Origin of the sequence: Flavobacterium branchiicola, from assembly GCF_018383905.1 — a bacterium.
Taxonomy (GTDB): Bacteria; Bacteroidota; Bacteroidia; order Flavobacteriales; family Flavobacteriaceae; genus Flavobacterium; species Flavobacterium branchiicola.
Genome location: NZ_JAGYWA010000001.1, coordinates 789,380 through 806,554 on the forward strand (window position 1 = coordinate 789,380; position 17,175 = coordinate 806,554).

The 17,175-nt window shown below is 33.9% G+C and carries 16 protein-coding genes and 1 tRNA gene; 6 read left to right on the forward strand and 11 right to left on the reverse strand.

What is annotated here, in order from left to right; translation table 11 throughout:
* Positions 1-50: 50 nt before the first annotated feature.
* Positions 51-1,655 (reverse strand): phosphoenolpyruvate carboxykinase (ATP), encoded by a 1,605-nt coding sequence (pckA, locus tag KHA98_RS03335; RefSeq protein ID WP_213255259.1) that lies wholly within the window; start codon positions 1,653-1,655, stop codon positions 51-53.
* 300 nt (positions 1,656-1,955) lie between these two features.
* Positions 1,956-2,342: a DUF423 domain-containing protein gene (locus tag KHA98_RS03340; protein WP_213255261.1), complete on the reverse strand. Its 387-nt coding sequence runs from the start codon at positions 2,340-2,342 to the stop codon at positions 1,956-1,958.
* 187 nt (positions 2,343-2,529) lie between these two features.
* On the opposite strand from KHA98_RS03340, the gene KHA98_RS03345 reads away from it, so the two are divergent.
* Entirely contained in the window at positions 2,530-3,894 is a 1,365-nt protein-coding gene (locus KHA98_RS03345; RefSeq protein WP_213255263.1) for a saccharopine dehydrogenase family protein, read from the forward strand.
* A gap of 223 nt (positions 3,895-4,117) precedes the next feature.
* On the opposite strand, the gene KHA98_RS03350 is transcribed toward KHA98_RS03345, so the two are convergent.
* The 5 genes from KHA98_RS03350 to KHA98_RS03370 form a co-directional block, all read right to left on the reverse strand.
* The gene (locus KHA98_RS03350) at positions 4,118-5,344 is read right to left on the reverse strand and encodes a M56 family metallopeptidase (protein ID WP_246522130.1); all 1,227 of its coding nucleotides are present in this window, start codon (positions 5,342-5,344) and stop codon (positions 4,118-4,120) included.
* On the reverse strand, positions 5,341-5,715 hold the full coding sequence (locus tag KHA98_RS03355) for a BlaI/MecI/CopY family transcriptional regulator (protein WP_213255265.1): 375 nt from the start codon (positions 5,713-5,715) through the stop codon (positions 5,341-5,343). Before KHA98_RS03355 ends, KHA98_RS03350 begins: the two co-directional genes overlap by 4 nt.
* Positions 5,712-6,674, reverse strand: a complete 963-nt coding sequence (locus KHA98_RS03360; RefSeq protein ID WP_213255267.1) for a DUF6624 domain-containing protein — start codon at positions 6,672-6,674, stop codon at positions 5,712-5,714. The genes KHA98_RS03355 and KHA98_RS03360 overlap by 4 nt, the downstream gene beginning before the upstream one ends.
* Before the next feature lie 18 nt (positions 6,675-6,692).
* Positions 6,693-7,115 carry a toxin-antitoxin system YwqK family antitoxin gene (locus KHA98_RS03365; RefSeq protein WP_213255270.1) on the reverse strand — a complete coding sequence of 141 codons (423 nt, stop codon included), beginning with the start codon at positions 7,113-7,115 and terminating at the stop codon, positions 6,693-6,695.
* A gap of 429 nt (positions 7,116-7,544) precedes the next feature.
* Positions 7,545-8,933: a dipeptidase gene (locus KHA98_RS03370; protein ID WP_213255273.1), complete on the reverse strand. Its 1,389-nt coding sequence runs from the start codon at positions 8,931-8,933 to the stop codon at positions 7,545-7,547.
* A gap of 108 nt (positions 8,934-9,041) precedes the next feature.
* On the opposite strand from KHA98_RS03370, the gene KHA98_RS03375 reads away from it, so the two are divergent.
* The 3 genes from KHA98_RS03375 to KHA98_RS03385 all read left to right on the forward strand — a co-directional run bounded on the left by KHA98_RS03375 (position 9,042) and on the right by KHA98_RS03385 (position 11,731).
* Positions 9,042-9,126: transfer RNA gene (locus tag KHA98_RS03375), tRNA-Leu, on the forward strand.
* Between the two features lie 262 nt (positions 9,127-9,388).
* Positions 9,389-10,798, forward strand: coding sequence for a hypothetical protein (locus KHA98_RS03380; RefSeq protein WP_213255276.1), 1,410 nt, complete (start codon positions 9,389-9,391; stop codon positions 10,796-10,798).
* 3 nt (positions 10,799-10,801) lie between these two features.
* Positions 10,802-11,731 carry a DUF6438 domain-containing protein gene (locus KHA98_RS03385; RefSeq protein ID WP_213255279.1) on the forward strand — a complete coding sequence of 310 codons (930 nt, stop codon included), beginning with the start codon at positions 10,802-10,804 and terminating at the stop codon, positions 11,729-11,731.
* Between the two features lie 14 nt (positions 11,732-11,745).
* On the opposite strand, the gene KHA98_RS03390 is transcribed toward KHA98_RS03385, so the two are convergent.
* Positions 11,746-12,372, reverse strand: a complete 627-nt coding sequence (locus KHA98_RS03390; protein ID WP_213255282.1) for a hypothetical protein — start codon at positions 12,370-12,372, stop codon at positions 11,746-11,748.
* 336 nt (positions 12,373-12,708) lie between these two features.
* Complete coding sequence (locus tag KHA98_RS03395) at positions 12,709-12,948, reverse strand: hypothetical protein (protein ID WP_213255285.1); 240 nt, start codon at positions 12,946-12,948, stop codon at positions 12,709-12,711.
* A gap of 86 nt (positions 12,949-13,034) precedes the next feature.
* Here KHA98_RS03395 and KHA98_RS03400 point away from each other — a divergent pair, with 86 nt between their 5' ends.
* Together KHA98_RS03400 and KHA98_RS03405 are read left to right on the forward strand one after the other, a co-directional pair.
* On the forward strand, positions 13,035-13,265 hold the full coding sequence (locus KHA98_RS03400; RefSeq protein WP_213255288.1) for a helix-turn-helix domain-containing protein: 231 nt from the start codon (positions 13,035-13,037) through the stop codon (positions 13,263-13,265).
* Between the two features lie 7 nt (positions 13,266-13,272).
* Entirely contained in the window at positions 13,273-14,028 is a 756-nt protein-coding gene (locus KHA98_RS03405; RefSeq protein WP_213255290.1) for a hypothetical protein, read from the forward strand.
* A gap of 516 nt (positions 14,029-14,544) precedes the next feature.
* On the opposite strand, the gene KHA98_RS03410 is transcribed toward KHA98_RS03405, so the two are convergent.
* Both KHA98_RS03410 and KHA98_RS03415 read right to left on the reverse strand, forming a co-directional pair.
* Positions 14,545-15,210, reverse strand: a complete 666-nt coding sequence (locus KHA98_RS03410; RefSeq protein ID WP_213255292.1) for an HAD family hydrolase — start codon at positions 15,208-15,210, stop codon at positions 14,545-14,547.
* 380 nt (positions 15,211-15,590) lie between these two features.
* On the reverse strand, positions 15,591-17,174 hold the full coding sequence (locus KHA98_RS03415; RefSeq protein WP_213255294.1) for an MFS transporter: 1,584 nt from the start codon (positions 17,172-17,174) through the stop codon (positions 15,591-15,593).
* Between the last annotated feature and the right edge of the window lies 1 nt (position 17,175).

Sequence of the window (17,175 nt, forward strand, 5' to 3'; positions counted from 1 at the left end):
AAGCTGTTCAAATTGAACAGCTTTTTTAATTTTGAATTAGTAATTGCCCCTTATTCTGTAATCGGTGCACCAGCTAAAATCTCAGCATTGGCAAACTCTTCAAATTTGGCAAAATTAGCTTTGAATTTTCCAGCTAATTCTAACGCTTTTTTATCGTATGTTTCTTTATCATCCCAAGTATTTCTAGGATTTAAGATTTCTTCCGGCACGTTCGGGCAAGATTGCGGTTGTGCAATTCCAAACACTTTATGATTAACGTACTCTACATTATCCAGTTCTCCGTTTAATGCTGCAGTAATCATGGCACGAGTGTATTTTAGTTTCATACGGCTTCCTGTTCCGTATGCACCACCAGTCCATCCTGTATTGATTAACCAAACTTTTACATCGGCATCTTTCATTTTTTTGCTTAACATTTCAGCATATTTTGTTGGATGCAAAGGCATAAATGGTGCTCCAAAACAAGCCGAGAAATTCGGTTGTGGTTCTGTTACTCCTGCTTCTGTTCCTGCAACTTTTGCTGTATATCCAGAAATAAAGTGGTAAGCCGCCTGACCTGGAGTTAATCTTGAAATTGGAGGCAAAATTCCGAAAGAATCTGCCGTTAAGAAAAATATATTTTTTGGATTGTGACCAATAGAACCCGGCTGAATATTATCAATATGAGTTATTGGGTAACTTACACGTGTATTTTGAGTGATAGAAACATCATCATAATCTACTTCGTTTGTTCCGGCTTTGAAAACTACATTTTCTAAAAGCGCTCCTTTTTTGATTGCTCTAAAAATGTCCGGTTCATTCTCTTCAGACAAGTTGATTACTTTTGCATAACATCCGCCTTCAAAATTGAAAACAGTATTTTCGCTTGTCCATCCGTGTTCATCATCTCCAATTAATTTACGTTCCGGATCTGCAGATAAAGTTGTTTTTCCTGTTCCAGATAAACCAAAGAAAATAGCTGTATCTCCACCTTTTCCAACATTGGCGCTGCAATGCATTGGAAGCGTGTTTTTGAAAACCGGTAAGATAAAGTTAAGAGCAGAGAAAATTCCTTTTTTCATTTCTCCTGTATACCCTGTTCCACCAATTAATGCTACTTTTTTAGTAAAATCCAAAATCGCAAAATTAGACTGACGTGTTCCATCTACAGCAGGATCTGCCATAAAGTTTGGAGCACAAACTACAGTCCATTCCGGAGTAAAGTTGGCCAATTCAGCATCTTCCGGTCTTAAGAACATATTGTAGCAAAACAAGTTTGACCACGCCGTTTCTGTAACAACACGTACATTTAATCTGTAATTTGCATCAGAACAAACATAAGAATCACGAACAAAAACTTCTTTGTTGGATAAAAATGCTGTTACCTTATTGTATAATTTTTCAAAAGCTTCAGGTGCAAAAGGGATATTTACATTTCCCCACCAAACCTTGTCTTCTGTAATGCTGTCTCTTACAATAAAACGATCCTGAGGAGAACGTCCTGTAAATTCGCCTGTATTAATTGCCAAAGCACCTGTAGAGGCCTCAACACCTTGACCAGACTGCACAGTAATCGCATGCAATTCATCTGCTGATAATTGGTAGCGAACCTTTGCATTTTCAATTCCTAAGTCTTTTAACGAAATCGATTGCGAGAAAAGTGTGTTAGTGTCCATAAATTTTTAGTTGTGTGTGATATTTAATAAAAGGCAAAATTATGATTTTATTGTTTATCCTTAAAAAATATTTCAATTTCACTTTTATTAATATCAAAAAAGTAAAATTTTATCTTTTAATTCAACAAAACAAAAAAATATGCCCTACTATTTTGTTTTCTTATAATCTTAAAAATGAATTTGTTATATTTTTTCCTCAATAAAGTAAAAAACAAGACTAATTCACATAAACAAGACTATATGTTATTTATGAGACAAAATTAAAGATTAATTTTTATACAGAATTTTTTTTTCGGCATTTTATGATTTTTTCCTCAAAATAGAAAGAAATAATACTGCCCAACCAATAATTAATAAGAATCCGCCCAGAGGAGTTGCGAATACGATAATTTTAAAATCAAATAATGTAAGACTTTTTGTAGCTAATAAATAAATTGATCCGCTAAAAAGAACAACCCCTGCAACAACTAAGTTATAGATTGTTTTTACGGTTTTTTCGGCAAGATCTTTTCTTGTTGAAAGAAACAATAAAAAAAGTGCGTGGTACATTTGGTATCGAACCCCAACTTCAAAAGTATTTAACTCATCAACAGAAAGATATCGTTTTAATAAATGAGCACCAAAAGCGCCTAAAATAATTGCCAACATTCCGATAAAGGTTCCCGTTAATACGATTGTTCTTTTCATGATTTATATCTTTTGAAATTTGACACAAAAATACTTCAATCTGATGTAAAAACCCTTTCGATTTTCAAATTATTTACTTCAAAATTCCCTTATTTTTAAGCTATTCCGAAAAAAATAATTTAATTTTATGTAATTTTAATTGTTATATTTATAACATTTTAATATGTTTGTGTTAAATATTTAAATTATGAGAAGCGTTTTAATAATTGGAGCTGGCAGATCGGCATCTTCTTTAATACGGTATTTACTTTCTAAATCAGAAAGCGAAAACCTACATCTTATTGTAGCCGATTTATCTTTGGCTTTGGCCGAAAAGAAAACGCAGAATCATCCCAATGCCACGCCAATTGCTTTAGATATTTTTAATACTGAAGAAAGACGTCTGGCAATCGAAAAAGCTTCCATTGTTATTTCGATGCTTCCGGCACATTTACATATCGAAATCGCCAAAGACTGTCTTCATTTCAAAAAACATCTGGTAACCGCTTCTTATATAAGTGATGCGATGCAGGCTTTAAATGAAGAAGCAAAAAAGAATAACCTGATATTCATGAACGAGATTGGTCTTGATCCGGGAATTGATCATATGAGTGCCATGAAAGTTATTGATGAAATTAGATCGCAAGGTGGCAAAATGCTGCTTTTTGAATCTTTTTGCGGTGGTTTAGTTGCTCCGGAATCTGATAATAATTTATGGAATTACAAGTTTACCTGGGCGCCGCGAAATGTAGTTTTGGCAGGTCAGGGCGGTGCGGCCAAATTTATTCAGGAAGGCACTTATAAATACATTCCGTATAGTGCTTTATTTCGTAGAACCGAATTTCTTGAAGTAGAAGATTACGGAAAATTTGAAGCCTATTCTAACCGCGATTCTCTTAAATACAGATCCATTTACGGACTAGATGATATCCTGACTTTATACAGAGGAACTATAAGAAGAGTTGGTTTCTCGAAAGCATGGAATATGTTTGTACAATTGGGTATGACAGATGACAGCTACGTTATCGAAGATTCTGAAAACATGAGCTATCGCCAATTCATGAATTCGTTTTTACCTTATCATCCAACAGATTCTGTTGAAATTAAAACACGATTAATTCTAAAAATTGATCAGGATGATATTATGTGGGATAAACTTTTGGAACTGGATTTATTTAACCCGGATAAAAAAGTGAATTTACCTAATGCTACTCCGGCGCAAATTCTGGAAAAGATTTTAACCGATAGCTGGGCTTTAGAACCAGACGACAAAGATATGATTGTGATGTATCACAAATTTGGATACGAACTGAAAGGCGAAAAAAAGCAAATCGATTCTAAAATGGTTTGCATTGGCGATGATCAGACGTATACAGCAATGGCAAAAACAGTTGGTCTTCCGGTGGCAATGGCAACATTGTTGATTTTAAACGGAAAGATTACAACTCCAGGCGTTCAGCTTCCTATAAAGAAAGAAGTTTATGAACCAATATTAAAAGAATTAGAAGAGTATGGTGTCATTTTTAATGAGCAAACCATGCCTTACTTTGGGTATAATCCGGATTTGTTCTGACCCCGGATTGTTCTTGTTTTAGAATTTTTTTTTAGTTTATTTTATCCGCTTCTAAAATTTAGAAGCGGATATTTTTTTTTAAAAGGGACAAAGGTTCAAAGGGACAAAGGGACAAAGGATTTGAATTCGGCTTTAGCTAAAGCTAAAATTTTGAACCTTTGAGCCTTTGACCCCTTGAGCCTATGTCCCTCTGTTCCTTTGTCCCTTTGAACCTTAAAAAAACCTATTTTTCCGACTGAATCGTAATAGGCAAACTATACAAAATCCTAACTGGTTGTCCATCTTTACTGCCGGGAATCCATTTTGGCGAAAGTTTTAAAACTCTGATCGCTTCCTCTCCTATTCCGTATCCGGCGTCTTTTACGATTTTTATTTCAGAAAGACTTCCGTCTTTTTCGACCATAAACTCCATTGCGATTTTTGTTTCAACTTTATTTTTTGAAGCTTCATCCGGAATTCTGAAATTTTGTCCCACGAATTTATAAAACTCAATAATTCCACCCGGAAAATCAGGTTGTTTTACATTTAATTCTCCAACTTTATGAACACTACTATCAGCGGAAGTTTCCGTTTTAACGACTTCCTGAGCTGTCATTTCTGAGCTAAAAACAAACAATAACACGCTACAAATTAAACCAACTGTAAATACTTTAAATATCTCTTTTGCCGGAGATTCTTTTTTACTCATCATAAGAAAACGTTTTTTAGTTATTTGATAATTAATCGTACTCGCTAAGGCAACATTATTGGTATTTGATGCGATACTCAATAATAATTTCTGATAAGTTGACACCGATTCAAATTGCCTGTTTACAGCTTCATCTGCTAAAAATTCATGATTTAGTTTTACGGCTTTTTTATACAAAATTATAAGCGGATTAAACCAGAATAAAATTTGCAAAACCTCAACAAAAAGAATGTCCAGCGTATGTTTTTGCATTAAATGTGCTTTTTCATGCGCAATTAATTCCGATGGAATTTCTCCGTTTTCAAACTCTTTTTCGTTTATAAAAATGGCGTTCCAGAATGAATGCGGCAAAATAGCTTCTTTTACCAAAACCACTTTTTGATCTGCAATAATTTCAACTTTATTATTGTTCATCTTTTTATAAAAAGCACGCAAATTCAATACAAAACGAAAGAGTAGAATTACTGCAACAACACTATAAATTCCAACTAAAAAATTGAGAATTATTTCATTGTAATCTATTTTGTCTAAAACTATTTTATTGGTTCTGATGACAATTCCGTCTAATTGAATCACATTAATCTGATCTGAAAAAAGTGTTCTGACTGAAAATAATTGCAACGGAATAATCAAACTAAAAACGATGCTTCCTAATAAATATGCTCTATTAAAACGAAACATTTTTTCACTTTCCAGCCACAATTTATAAACAGCAAAAAATACAAAAAGGAGAATTCCCGATTTTAAAATATAGTCTATCATTTTTTCTTTTTTTGAATTTGTGAATCAATGATTTTTTTGAGTTCTTCCAGTTCCGAAGTAGATAAATCAGTTTCGGTTGTAAAGAAAGAAGCAAACTGCGAGGCCGAATTATTAAAGAAATTACTAATCAGACCATTTACATGTTTAGAAAAATAAGTCGTCTTTTTAACCAGCGGATAATATTCTCTGGAATTTCCGAATTCGTTGTACGCTACAAACTTCTTATCGATCATTCTTTTCAATAAAGTTGCGACAGTTGTTGTTGCCGGTTTTGGTTCCGGATACGCTTCGAGCAAATCTTTCATGAATGCTTTTTCAAGCTTCCATAAATGCTCCATTAATTGTTCTTCTGCGTTTGTTAATTGTGTCATTTTTTACTGTTTTCAAGTTTTTCCGATTCGGCTAATTCTTTTTTATAGGCCTCCAAATTCCATTCAATATTCATTTTTGCAGCATAATCTGCCATAGTTCCAAGTCCTACTTCTGCGCGCCTTTTATCTACATTATCCGGATCTATCATTGGCGCTATACAAATTTTATTCGTCTTTTTATTCTTTGAAGACTGACTTCCATAAATTTGTTTTTTCCCTTCTCTCAAAGCTACTCTGTCTTCCAGATAAGCCAGATTTGCTGCACTTGCATTACCATTCTTAACTGCCTCCCTCATCATCGGCAAATACTTTTGCTGGTATTTTAAATCAGAATGCTGAATAACCAAAAACAGCGTTTGATTTCCCTGTGTCCCCACAACATTTTTTCCAACCCAACCTTTTTCGTCCAGAATTTTCATAACCTTAATAAGGTTAATACTATCTTTCCTTCCCATAATTTTACCAATACTGTCCATTTTCTTTTTATCCGGGTTTTGAGTTTTATAAACATTCATAAATTCTCCACGAATTTCCTGATCATCGGTATAAATCAATGCAAGTTCTTTTTCGAGTACTTTATCGTAATTTGCTCCAAGAATCGCTAATTTCTTCTGAAGTTTTTCAATGGTTTTTGTCCAATTTTTTTCTGAATGCAGCCTTTTTAAATCACCATCAATCTGAATGTGAGCAATATTTTCGTAACCATTATCAATGGCTAGATTTAGCCATTTAAATGCTTTTTTATTTTCTTTTGCCATAGATGCAGAACAGCCTGCATTGTATAAATCTGTTGCTGATTTCTTTTCTATTTTAAAAGCTTTTTCATAATAATCAACAGACATTTTATAATTTTCTGCCGTATAACAGGAATCTGCTTTATGAACCCATTCTTTATAAGTCTGAGCGTGCGAAAGACATAAATTCATTAGAATAAAAAAGAAGGCAAATAGTTTTTTCATAGATTTAAAGTTAGTGGTTTACTTTATTTTTTGTTCTGAGATTAATTCTCCTTTGTCGTAGTTTTTAATGTTTTTAAGCTTTCCTTTATCCGAATAGAATTTCCATTCTCCAAAATAAAACCAATGTGTTTCAACCGAATTGGTTTCTAATTTTGTTTTGCCTTTTGATTCTAATTTTCCGTTTTCGTAATAACTTTTTACAATACAAATTCCGTTTTTGTATTTTTCGGTTTTGTAAATTTTACCGTTAATATAAGATTTCCATTTCTTAACCGGCTGATCGTTTTTGTAATATTCATACGATTTATAATTTGTTCCGTCCTGAGTGTAATCATCCATCCAGACACCTTCTTTTTTATGATCAATCTTTTGATTAATGGGTTTGCTTTTGCATCCCAAAAACACTAATCCGCAAAACAATAGTAAAAAAAGGTTTTTCATAGTTATCGTTTAATTCTACAATTATAGATGTTGTTCTACAAATGTAGAATTAAATTTTAAATAGGCAAATTTTTTTTTAAAGTTTCTGAGAGGCTAAGATTCTAAGGTTCTAAGATTTTGAATTAACAAACTTAGTCTCTTTTTTTGCGTTAGGGATAGAAGCGGCATCTCCCGATTTAGAAAAACAAGGCTTTTTAGCCGTAGTTTTTGTTAATCGGGAATATAGCGGATAGCCCGGCCGAAGGCAACGCCCATAAATAAATTCTAAATTTTTAAAACCCAAATTCCAAAACTCTGTAAACAAAAAAATCCGCTCATTTCTGAACGGATTTGTATTGAAACCAGCTTTGTCAAAGTTCAAAACTTTGACAAAGCTTAAAAAAACTTAGCGTCTTTCCTCCCGATAGTTATCGGGATTGCGGTTGAATTTTATTTAGAAAGCTCCACAAAATACTTATAAAACAACGGAATAGTCTCAATACCTTTCAAGTAATTAAAGATTCCGAAATGTTCATTTGGCGAGTGAATTGCATCACTGTCCAGACCGAATCCCATAAGGATTGTTTTGCTTTTTAATTCTTTTTCGAATAAAGCCACAATTGGAATACTTCCTCCTGAACGAACCGGAATTGCAGGAACTCCAAAAGTTTCTGTATAAGCTTTGTTTGCTGCCTGATACCCAATGCTGTCAATTGGCGTTACATAACCCTGACCTCCGTGGTGCGGCGTTACTTTTACAGTAACTCCAGCCGGAGCAATGCTTGTGAAATGTTTAGTAAAAAGTTCTGTAATCTCTTCCCAATCCTGATTTGGAACCAAACGCATTGAGATTTTAGCAAAAGCTTTACTCGCAATAACTGTTTTTGCACCTTCTCCCGTATAACCTCCCCAGATTCCGTTTACGTCTAATGTCGGACGGATTGAGTTTCTTTCGTTGGTTACATATCCTTTTTCACCATAAACATCGTTTAAGTCTAAGGCTTTTTTATATTTTTCTAAGTTAAAAGGCGCTTTTGCCATTTCAGCTCTTTCTTCTGCAGATAATTCCTGAACCTTATCATAAAATCCCGGAATTGTAATATGATTGTCTTTATCGTGAAGAGAAGCGATCATTTTTGCCAGAATATTAATTGGGTTTGCTACAGCTCCACCGTATAAACCTGAATGTAAATCGCGATTTGGACCAGTAACTTCTACCTCAACATAACTTAAACCTCTTAAACCTGTCGTGATAGACGGTTGTTGGTTAGAAATCATTCCGGTATCTGAAATAAGAATCACATCGTTTTTCAGTTTTTCCTGATTGCGTTCTACGAACCAGGCTAAACTTGCAGAACCAACTTCTTCCTCTCCTTCGATCATAAATTTTACGTTACAAGGCAAAGTATTGCTTTGTACCATTAATTCAAGCGCTTTTACGTGCATGTACATTTGTCCTTTATCGTCACAAGCTCCACGGGCAAAGATGGCACCTTCTGGGTGAATGTCTGTAGTTTTGATAACAGGTTCAAATGGTGGCGAAGTCCATAATTCTAATGGATCTGGCGGTTGCACATCGTAGTGTCCGTAAACTAAAACCGTTGGAAGATTTGGGTCGATTATTTTTTCTCCGTAGATAATTGGGTAACCCGGAGTGTCGCAAGTTTCTACAAAATCGCAGCCTGCTTTTGATAAACTTTCTTTTACAGCCTCTGCTGTATCAATAACATCTTGTGAGTATGCAGTGTCGGCAGAAACCGACGGAATCTTTAATAATTCGATCAATTCATTGATAAACCGATCTTTATGTTGTTGAACGTAGGACTTAATATTTTCCATTTAAATAATTTTTATAGAAACCCAAAAGTACAAAAAAGAGAATTAAAAAAATTTTCAAAAAATGCTTTGATAATTCAAAAGTATGCCTATCTTTGCACCCACAATTACGCGGATATGGTGAAATTGGTAGACATGCCAGACTTAGGATCTGGTGCCGCAAGGCGTGTAGGTTCGAGTCCTATTATCCGCACCAAAAAAAGCTTCTGAATATTTTTTTTCAGAAGCTTTTTTGTTTTTGGATTGCTTCCATGTATTCGTTATTGTAAATTCTCATTTTTTATTTCCACTTGTATCTAAGACAATAAACGAAAGAAACCTTACTATTACTGACATTTCTTTAAATAAACACTTAAAAACATTACAATACAAGTGTTAAATTTTAATTTATGTAGGTTTTTTCCTTTTTTATATTCCTTTTGATTTGTAAGTTCGCATTATATATAACTATATAATCCATGAAAAAAACTCCCCAATTTATTAAATCCGCTCTTTTTGTTACTTTTATTCTCTTAATGACAAATTGCGCAACAGAGGAAACGGGAAACCAAAACTCTACCCCTTCTTCAAGCGAGGCTAAAACCTGGTTTGATCAACATGAAAAAGATTACAATGCCACAGTACTTAACTATATAAAAGAGCTGCAATGGCAAAACACGATTGTTACTGATGGAGATTCAGGAGAGGTTATCGAAGTTCCTTTTGTTCTTAAAAATGGTTTAAGCGTTTCTAATAGCTCAGCAGATTTATTTAATAATCAACATCGTTTGATGTTTATAAAAAATAAACAAAATGAATTCAAGGTTTTTTACGTTCAGATTTTTACCGATCAAAAAAGTGAAAAAACCTTAGATAAGAGTTATAATTATTATAACTTACAGGATGATTTTGATGGAGCGGTATATATAAAGGAACTATCAACAAATATCTCAAGCAAACTAGAATTCAAAAATGGCAATAAAATCAACTCTTCTTCACAAACCGCAAAGAGTGACCAGAAAATGTGTTTATATTACGGTTACTGGTATGAAGATGGGCATTTTGAGCCATTGGTAGAAATGGGGTGCTACGGAAGCCCGGAAGGAGACGTAAGAGATCAGCCAGGTTATGGCGGAGGTGGTGGTGGTGGTAAACCATCAGGATCAACAGAAAATACAACTTTGACATTAGTTCAAAAAATCAAAAAAAACATTAATTCTGATCAATTGAACCCATGTCCTAAAGAAGTTTTGGAAGAATTAAAAAATGCAACCAATTGTGATATCGCAAATGTTTTAACCAAGTTAGGAGCCTCTAGAGCAATTACCGTTATAATAAAAACCGAAACTCCGGAAGGAAATAAACCCGCGCAAACAGTGAGAACAAATCCCCAAACAAGATATAATTATACTGTTCGTATTAGTCCTGATTATACATCAGCAACTAGATTATTTCGCGCATCAAACATTTTACATGAATTAACTCATGCTTATTTTATGAGTTTAATCGATGATTACAACTCAACCGGAAATCCAGTTGTATTTGTTGACACTCCAACACTTTTTCAAGCATATTGCGATAAAAAATATCCCCCAAAAGCAAGTGAATCACCAAATTTACACCACAAAGAAATGGCCGATACCTATGTAAAAGCTATGGCAGGGGCATTGCAAGAATTTCAAACTGGAATTCCTGTTGGAAGCGGAGAAACCCCAAATCAAATATATACAGATTTAGCATGGGGAGGCTTACGAGGAACTCCCATATATGACCAAACTTTTCCTGTCGGTAGTGCAGACTACAACAGAATAGAAGCAAGATATGCTGCAGAGTCAAATGGCGGAACATCTGGAAGTCAAACTGCAATTGGAAAACCTTGTAAAATTTAAACCATGAAAAAAATTATTACATACCTACTTATAGTTTGTTTTATTAACACCTCTACAGCCAAGACTACAAATAAAATAGATAATCTAAAAACAACAGAGGATGTTATCAAATTTGCTAAATCTATAAATCCTGATTTTGCAAAAGAGAATGTTGGTGAATTGCAGATAAAACCAACTGATATAATCATTAAAGAATTAAAAAATTGTGATTTATATAAGAGTTGGAATATTCAAAATTGGCAAAAAATTGATCTTAATAATGACGGAAAAACAGATTTACTTTTTACGGCTTATTGGTATAGCACGTATTCTCAATATGCTATAGTAGAAACAGATTCTAATAAATTTACTTTACTATCCCTTTCTCACGATATAGATTATGCTTGTAAAATTATAAAACCTATAGTCGTTAATAACAAGAATGAACTTCTGGTAAATAATCATAAAACAGATATTGAAAGCATAGAAACGGAAAAAACGATTCATTTCTTAGATACATTGACCTATAAATTCGATTCTTTTATAGAAATAAGCAACAAAAACACTAATTATGATATCGAATCAATAAAGTATATCTCTGATAACAATTTTGAGATTGAAATCAATAAAGACCAAGATGCATCTTATAATTGTTTAGATTCTCTTAGTTTTTCAAATATGAAAGGCCATTTTTTCAAAGGACAATCAAGAAAAAAAATTGACAAAGCTTATTTTAATACTATAAAAAAGCTGCTTGAATATATTAATGTGCGAGATTTATCAAATGAATATACACTAAAAGATGCGTTTGATTTCTCGACAGTTTGGCTTGAAATTAAATTTAAAGATGGAAGCATCAAAAAAATCAAAGATTATGGCTATCAGGGAACTTATGGATTAAAAGCTGTTTATGATAAAATGACTAAAATAGCCAAAGAAACAAAGTGGGATTAAATTTAATCCCTTCTTCACCCCTCAACCCTCTTCTTCACAATCTCCAAAACCTCTTCTTTTGTCATAAACGAATTCATGAAATCTTCGAGGTTTCCTTCGTTGGAAACTTCTCTGAAAAAGACTTCGTGATCGGTGCCAAATAAAGTTGGATTTTCGGGATTTGGGTCAGATAATGCGATGTAGTAGTTATCGGGAAAACCGTAGCTTGTCGCGAGCAGAATAAAATCTGGAGTTGGGTCGTTGGTTACTTTTATGATTTCGGATAGATCTGTTTCTTCGTCTGCAAAATCATCATTCCATTCGTCGTAATCGGGTGTGCCTTCTTTAAAGGGTGTAAAAGAGCTGACTTCCCAAAACATTTGTCCAAATCCTTCAATTGTTAATCGGAAGTATTGATGAAGGAGTTTCTCGTAAAAAGTCTTTTTGTTTTCTTTAAAAAGCGCTTCATTTTCGTTGATGAAATCTCCAATTCCGTAAATAGGTTCTTGCTCTTCGGCAGAAGCCCAAGGCGCATCTTCGCGTCTTGGATATAGAACAGTATCAAAAGTTATAGACAGCAAATCTTCCTGAAGCGAATTGCCTTTTACATTATCGATGTTTCCGCCTAATTTTTTAATCTGTTCTAAAATCTCTTTTTTCATTGAATTGATTTGTTTAATGTAATTTAAAGTTAGGAATTTTCGATTTAGAAACCGCAAAGATTACTAAGATTTATACGGTAATTTGTCATTTACACGAAAGAAGAAATCACACTAGAAACTCGACAACAGCGCGCAAATCCCGCGTGAGATTTCTCCTTCGTCGAAATGACAAAATCTGTAGAAAATCTATTTTTCCATTCATCTTGACGAAAGGAGATTTCAGTATTACCGACGGTTTGTACAGTATAAAAATCATGAAAACATCTCAATTTTTGCCGGTTTACTTTTTCGTTTCTCCTTTCGTCGAAATGAACATTGTTTAAAACACTATTTACTTTATTTATCCTCCAAATAAGGATTTAAAATTTCTGCCAATTCATTCAGCCAATAAAAACCTTTTAATAAGTTTTCTTTTTGAGCGTAGACATGTCCACTTTCATCTTCTCTCATAACAACTAAGGCAATTGCATAATTTAATAGCCGTATAGATTTTGCCAAATCTTTAGCATCAATAACATTATTAAAAAAATCTAATAGTTTTTCTTCGGTTTCTTTTGAAAGGTTTTCTGTAGCCATTGTCTTATTTTTTATTCGAGCCAAATATAATAATTTGTAGGCATGTATGCTATCGATTCCGAAATAAATCTTTCCATTTTTGAAATATGAATATTTCAGAAGAAAATTATATTGTAAATCTTGGCATTCACATTAGACAATTACGTGAAAAAAAAGACTTATCACAGCAAGATTTAGCTGACGATTCTGGCATGAGCAAATCTCAAATAGCAAGAATTGAAACTGCTAAAATCAATACTTCTGTAAAAACCCTTGTAAAAATTGCTAATGGTTTAAATATTGAACCTAAAGAATTGCTTGATTTTCCTTTGAAGTAAAAAATCTATGAAAAAGTTTTTTTTTAGTTTTTTTGATAATTGGAAGAAGCCAGTATACTTTTGGCTCTTAACAATCGTAATCTTAATTATTTCAGATTTCTCAAAAAGCCCCATCTTTCAACATATTAGTCTTTCCTTGTTTGGATTAGGACTATTCATTCTATTAATTTCTGCAATTTATCAGTTATCACAAAAAAAATGGATCAAAAGTCTTGTTAGTTTCGTTTTATTTGGCGGATCAATATTTTCATTTCTATTTTACTTTTTAATTTCTTTTTTTATTGATCAAATCACGCCAGATACATTTGCAGTCAATTTAGAAATTCCAAAAAACATTAAAATTGATAATCCTATTAACATGGATTTTGATGATAATTTTAACACCAAAAGACCTGATAGTATAACAAATAAATTAGTAAAAAATACAGAATTCCAACTTTACAATTCATTCCAACCAGGGCTTTATGAATATGATTTTTGGATTGGAAAAATCGAAAGCGGAACTATCTATTTAAAAGCTTTTGAAATAACTAATAATGAAGCACTTTCTACAACCAGATTACCTAAAAGTAGTTCTCTTAAAGTTTATAATTCAAGTGATAAAATAAAAAAATTCAGCACAGCTGATGATTTTACAATTTATGAAGGTGACTGGGGACAACCTTATGCTGCAAGATTTGAAGTTTGGTTTAAACCTGATAATGGTAAAAAGGAAAGAAAACTGTTTTCTAAAAATTATAAAATTGAAGGCTGGATGAGATAAAAACCTCCAGCTAAAGCAGGAGGCAATTCATACTGTTTGATATTTTAAAATGAAATAATTCGTCTTGTTTGTCATCCTGAGGAACGAAGGATCTTCACGCGCTGAGCACGCACTGTTGCGGAATTACTTACGAAGATTCTTCGTTCCTCAGAATGACAAATTTTGTGGTTACTGTTTCTAAAACTATTATGGAGTTTCTTGCGAAAATTTATTTTTGGAAGAAACATCTAAAACCTGTCGGGTTTAATTACGAAGATTTCTCGTTCCTCAGAATGACATTACTTTGTGGTTACTATACTTAAAACTATTGCGGAGATTCTTGCAGAGATTTGTTCATCGAAAGAAAAGTCTAAAACCCGACAGGTTTTAAAAAACCTGTCGGGTTTACTTGCGAAGATTTATCTTTTCGCCAAAATGACTTTGCACAAAAAAACCTTTGTCAAAGTTTAAAACTTTGACAAAGGTCTCGTATCACTAAGAATTTGGACCCGAGCGATAGCGAACAGGCGAAGCAATTTATTTATTAGAATTTAATAATGCAATTATTTTATCCACATTTACTTCGCTATAATCATTAATATAAAAATCGCATGGCGGAAGTTCTTCTTTTGTATGTGTGCTCAAAACACCGACGACTTTCATTCCGGCATTTAATCCTGCTGTAACGCCCGAAAAAGAATCTTCGAAAACCACACAATCCGAAGGAGAAACGCCAACACGTTCTGCCGATTTTAAATACACTTCGGGATTTGGTTTATGAAACGTAACGTCTTCGCTAGACATCATCGAATCCATTTTTTCGTCTAGTTTCAGGAAATTGGCGATTAAATCTAAGTTGGCACGTGGCGCCGATGTTGCAACAGCCGTTTTGAATCCGCGTGATTTTAGTTCGCTTAAAAACTCCAAATAATGTGGAATCGTTTCGACTTTGTCTTTATAAATCTCCCGAAACAGGGCTTCTTTTTCGTATTCCAGCTTTATTAATTCTTCTCCCGTAATCGGACGTTTGAAGAAATGCGACATGATATAACTATTGTGTTTTCCGTACATATGTTCTTCAAATTCTTCATTGGTATACGGAATCTTATATTTATCGAAAAAGGCTTCAAAAGCGATTACATGATGCGGATTGGTGTGACAAATCACGCCGTCCATATCAAAAATTACACATTGCTGGCTCATAATTTTATTTTGTTTTTTTAACGGATGCAAGATAAGGGTTTTTCTGCGGAGATGCGCGGAGGTTTCTCGCAGAGATTCGCTAAGATTTTTTTAATCTCGCAAAGACACAAAGTCGCTAAGTTTTTATTTTAAGATTACACTAAACGTCCAGTTTGTCATTCCGAGGAACGAGGAATCACACTAGAAATTCCGCAAAGTAACTTCCCAATCTGTGACGAATCCCGCGTGAGATTCCTCGTTCCTCGGAATGACAAACTACACGCAAAAAATCCTTTTAAATCTTATAATCTGTGGCAAAAAAAAACTTTGCGACTTTGTGTCTTTGCGAGACTAATCTACAAAAATCTACAAAAACTTGAAACTTTAAACCTGAAACAAATTTACCCTATCCAAATTTTACTTTTCACCAAAGTCATTGTCTGTCTCAAATGCTGATTACATGCTATCAGAATAATCAAAACCACGAGACTATAACCCACAATCGTATAAATTTCCATATCGGCGAGTAAAGTTGATTGTTTCGAAATTGTACCGAAAAGCTTTTTCATAGCCAAAACACTGGCATTATCTGCGGAATATCCTTTGGCGATAAAACTTTGTGTGGTTTTAGCAATCGTTTCCTGCGCTTCGGGATTTTCGTTTATTACAAATTGACTTAGTTTCAGAAAGTGTTTTTTATTTAAGAAAACCATCGCATTCTGCATAACACAAAAACCAATTGTACTTCCCCAGAAACGCCCCGAAACTCCTACAATTCCCGAAGAAACCGCCATTTTTGCCGGAACCGATGATGTGGTAAATAAAATGAGCGGAACAAATAAAAACCCAACACCGATTCCTTGCAAAATATAGGGAATGATAATATCACTCAACGCAACATCTGGCACAAAAAGAAACGTAAACCAGAAGTGGAAAATAGCAATGAGCGTAAAACCAATCATGAAAATTATTTTAGTAGAAACGGATTTCATCAGGAAAAAAGCGGCTAAAATAAGTCCGATTGCGTTTCCTAATCCGTTTATATATTGCACGCCTGCCACACGCGAAGGGTCCCAGTTCCAGATCGAATACATTGCCGAATGACAAAGACTTAGTGTTGCTCTGCTAATGTAGAAAAGGAAAAACAATAAAAACCCGATTCGAAGATTGGCATATCGAAAGACTTCAAAATCAAAAGTGGGTCTTTTTACCAAACGTTCTTTAAAGATAAATAATCCTGCCGTGATCAAAGAAATCATTAGCATGAGAACCATTTCTGAAGATTGAAACCAGTATTTCTTTTCGGCATAAACAAAAAAGTAGGCACCGCAAAGAATCGCAGTTAAAACCAAAAAATAACTCATCCAGTCGATTTGATACAACGGAATTTTCTTCGTGATTCGGTGCCCCCTGAAAGTAACTAAGATTAAAAAAACGTTCAAAACCTGAAGTCCTCCCGAAACATACAACATGTATTTCCAGTCGTAATGATCGAGAAACCACACGGCAATATTCATAATAAACGGCGTAGACAACAACAGCGAGCCGTAGTAAAATGAAAACCCAATAATTATGGCATTTTTAGATTTAAACTGCTCAATAAGCAATTGTCTGATCGTGATTACCGGAAGCGCCATCAGGATTCCTTCGGCAACTCTCATCAATAAAAAAACAGCAAAATTGGTTATATAAGCCGATGCCACAATCGTTATTCCAATTAAGGAATAAACTGCCATCAGGTAATTTTTTGCAGGGAAAAAACTCGAAAATCTGCTTTCGATTAAAATCGTTGCCAGCAGCGTTCCGTACGTAACGCACATTGCAAACTGCAAATCTTCGGGCTCAATGTCCAGAAAACTCGCCGCATAGGTTACGTTTGACGTATAAACTCCCAATAAAATCATAGAGTGCAACAAACAAACGAATAAAATAATAATGATCGCCCATTTTGGAACCCAGGATTTAAATATACTTTTATCTTCCATT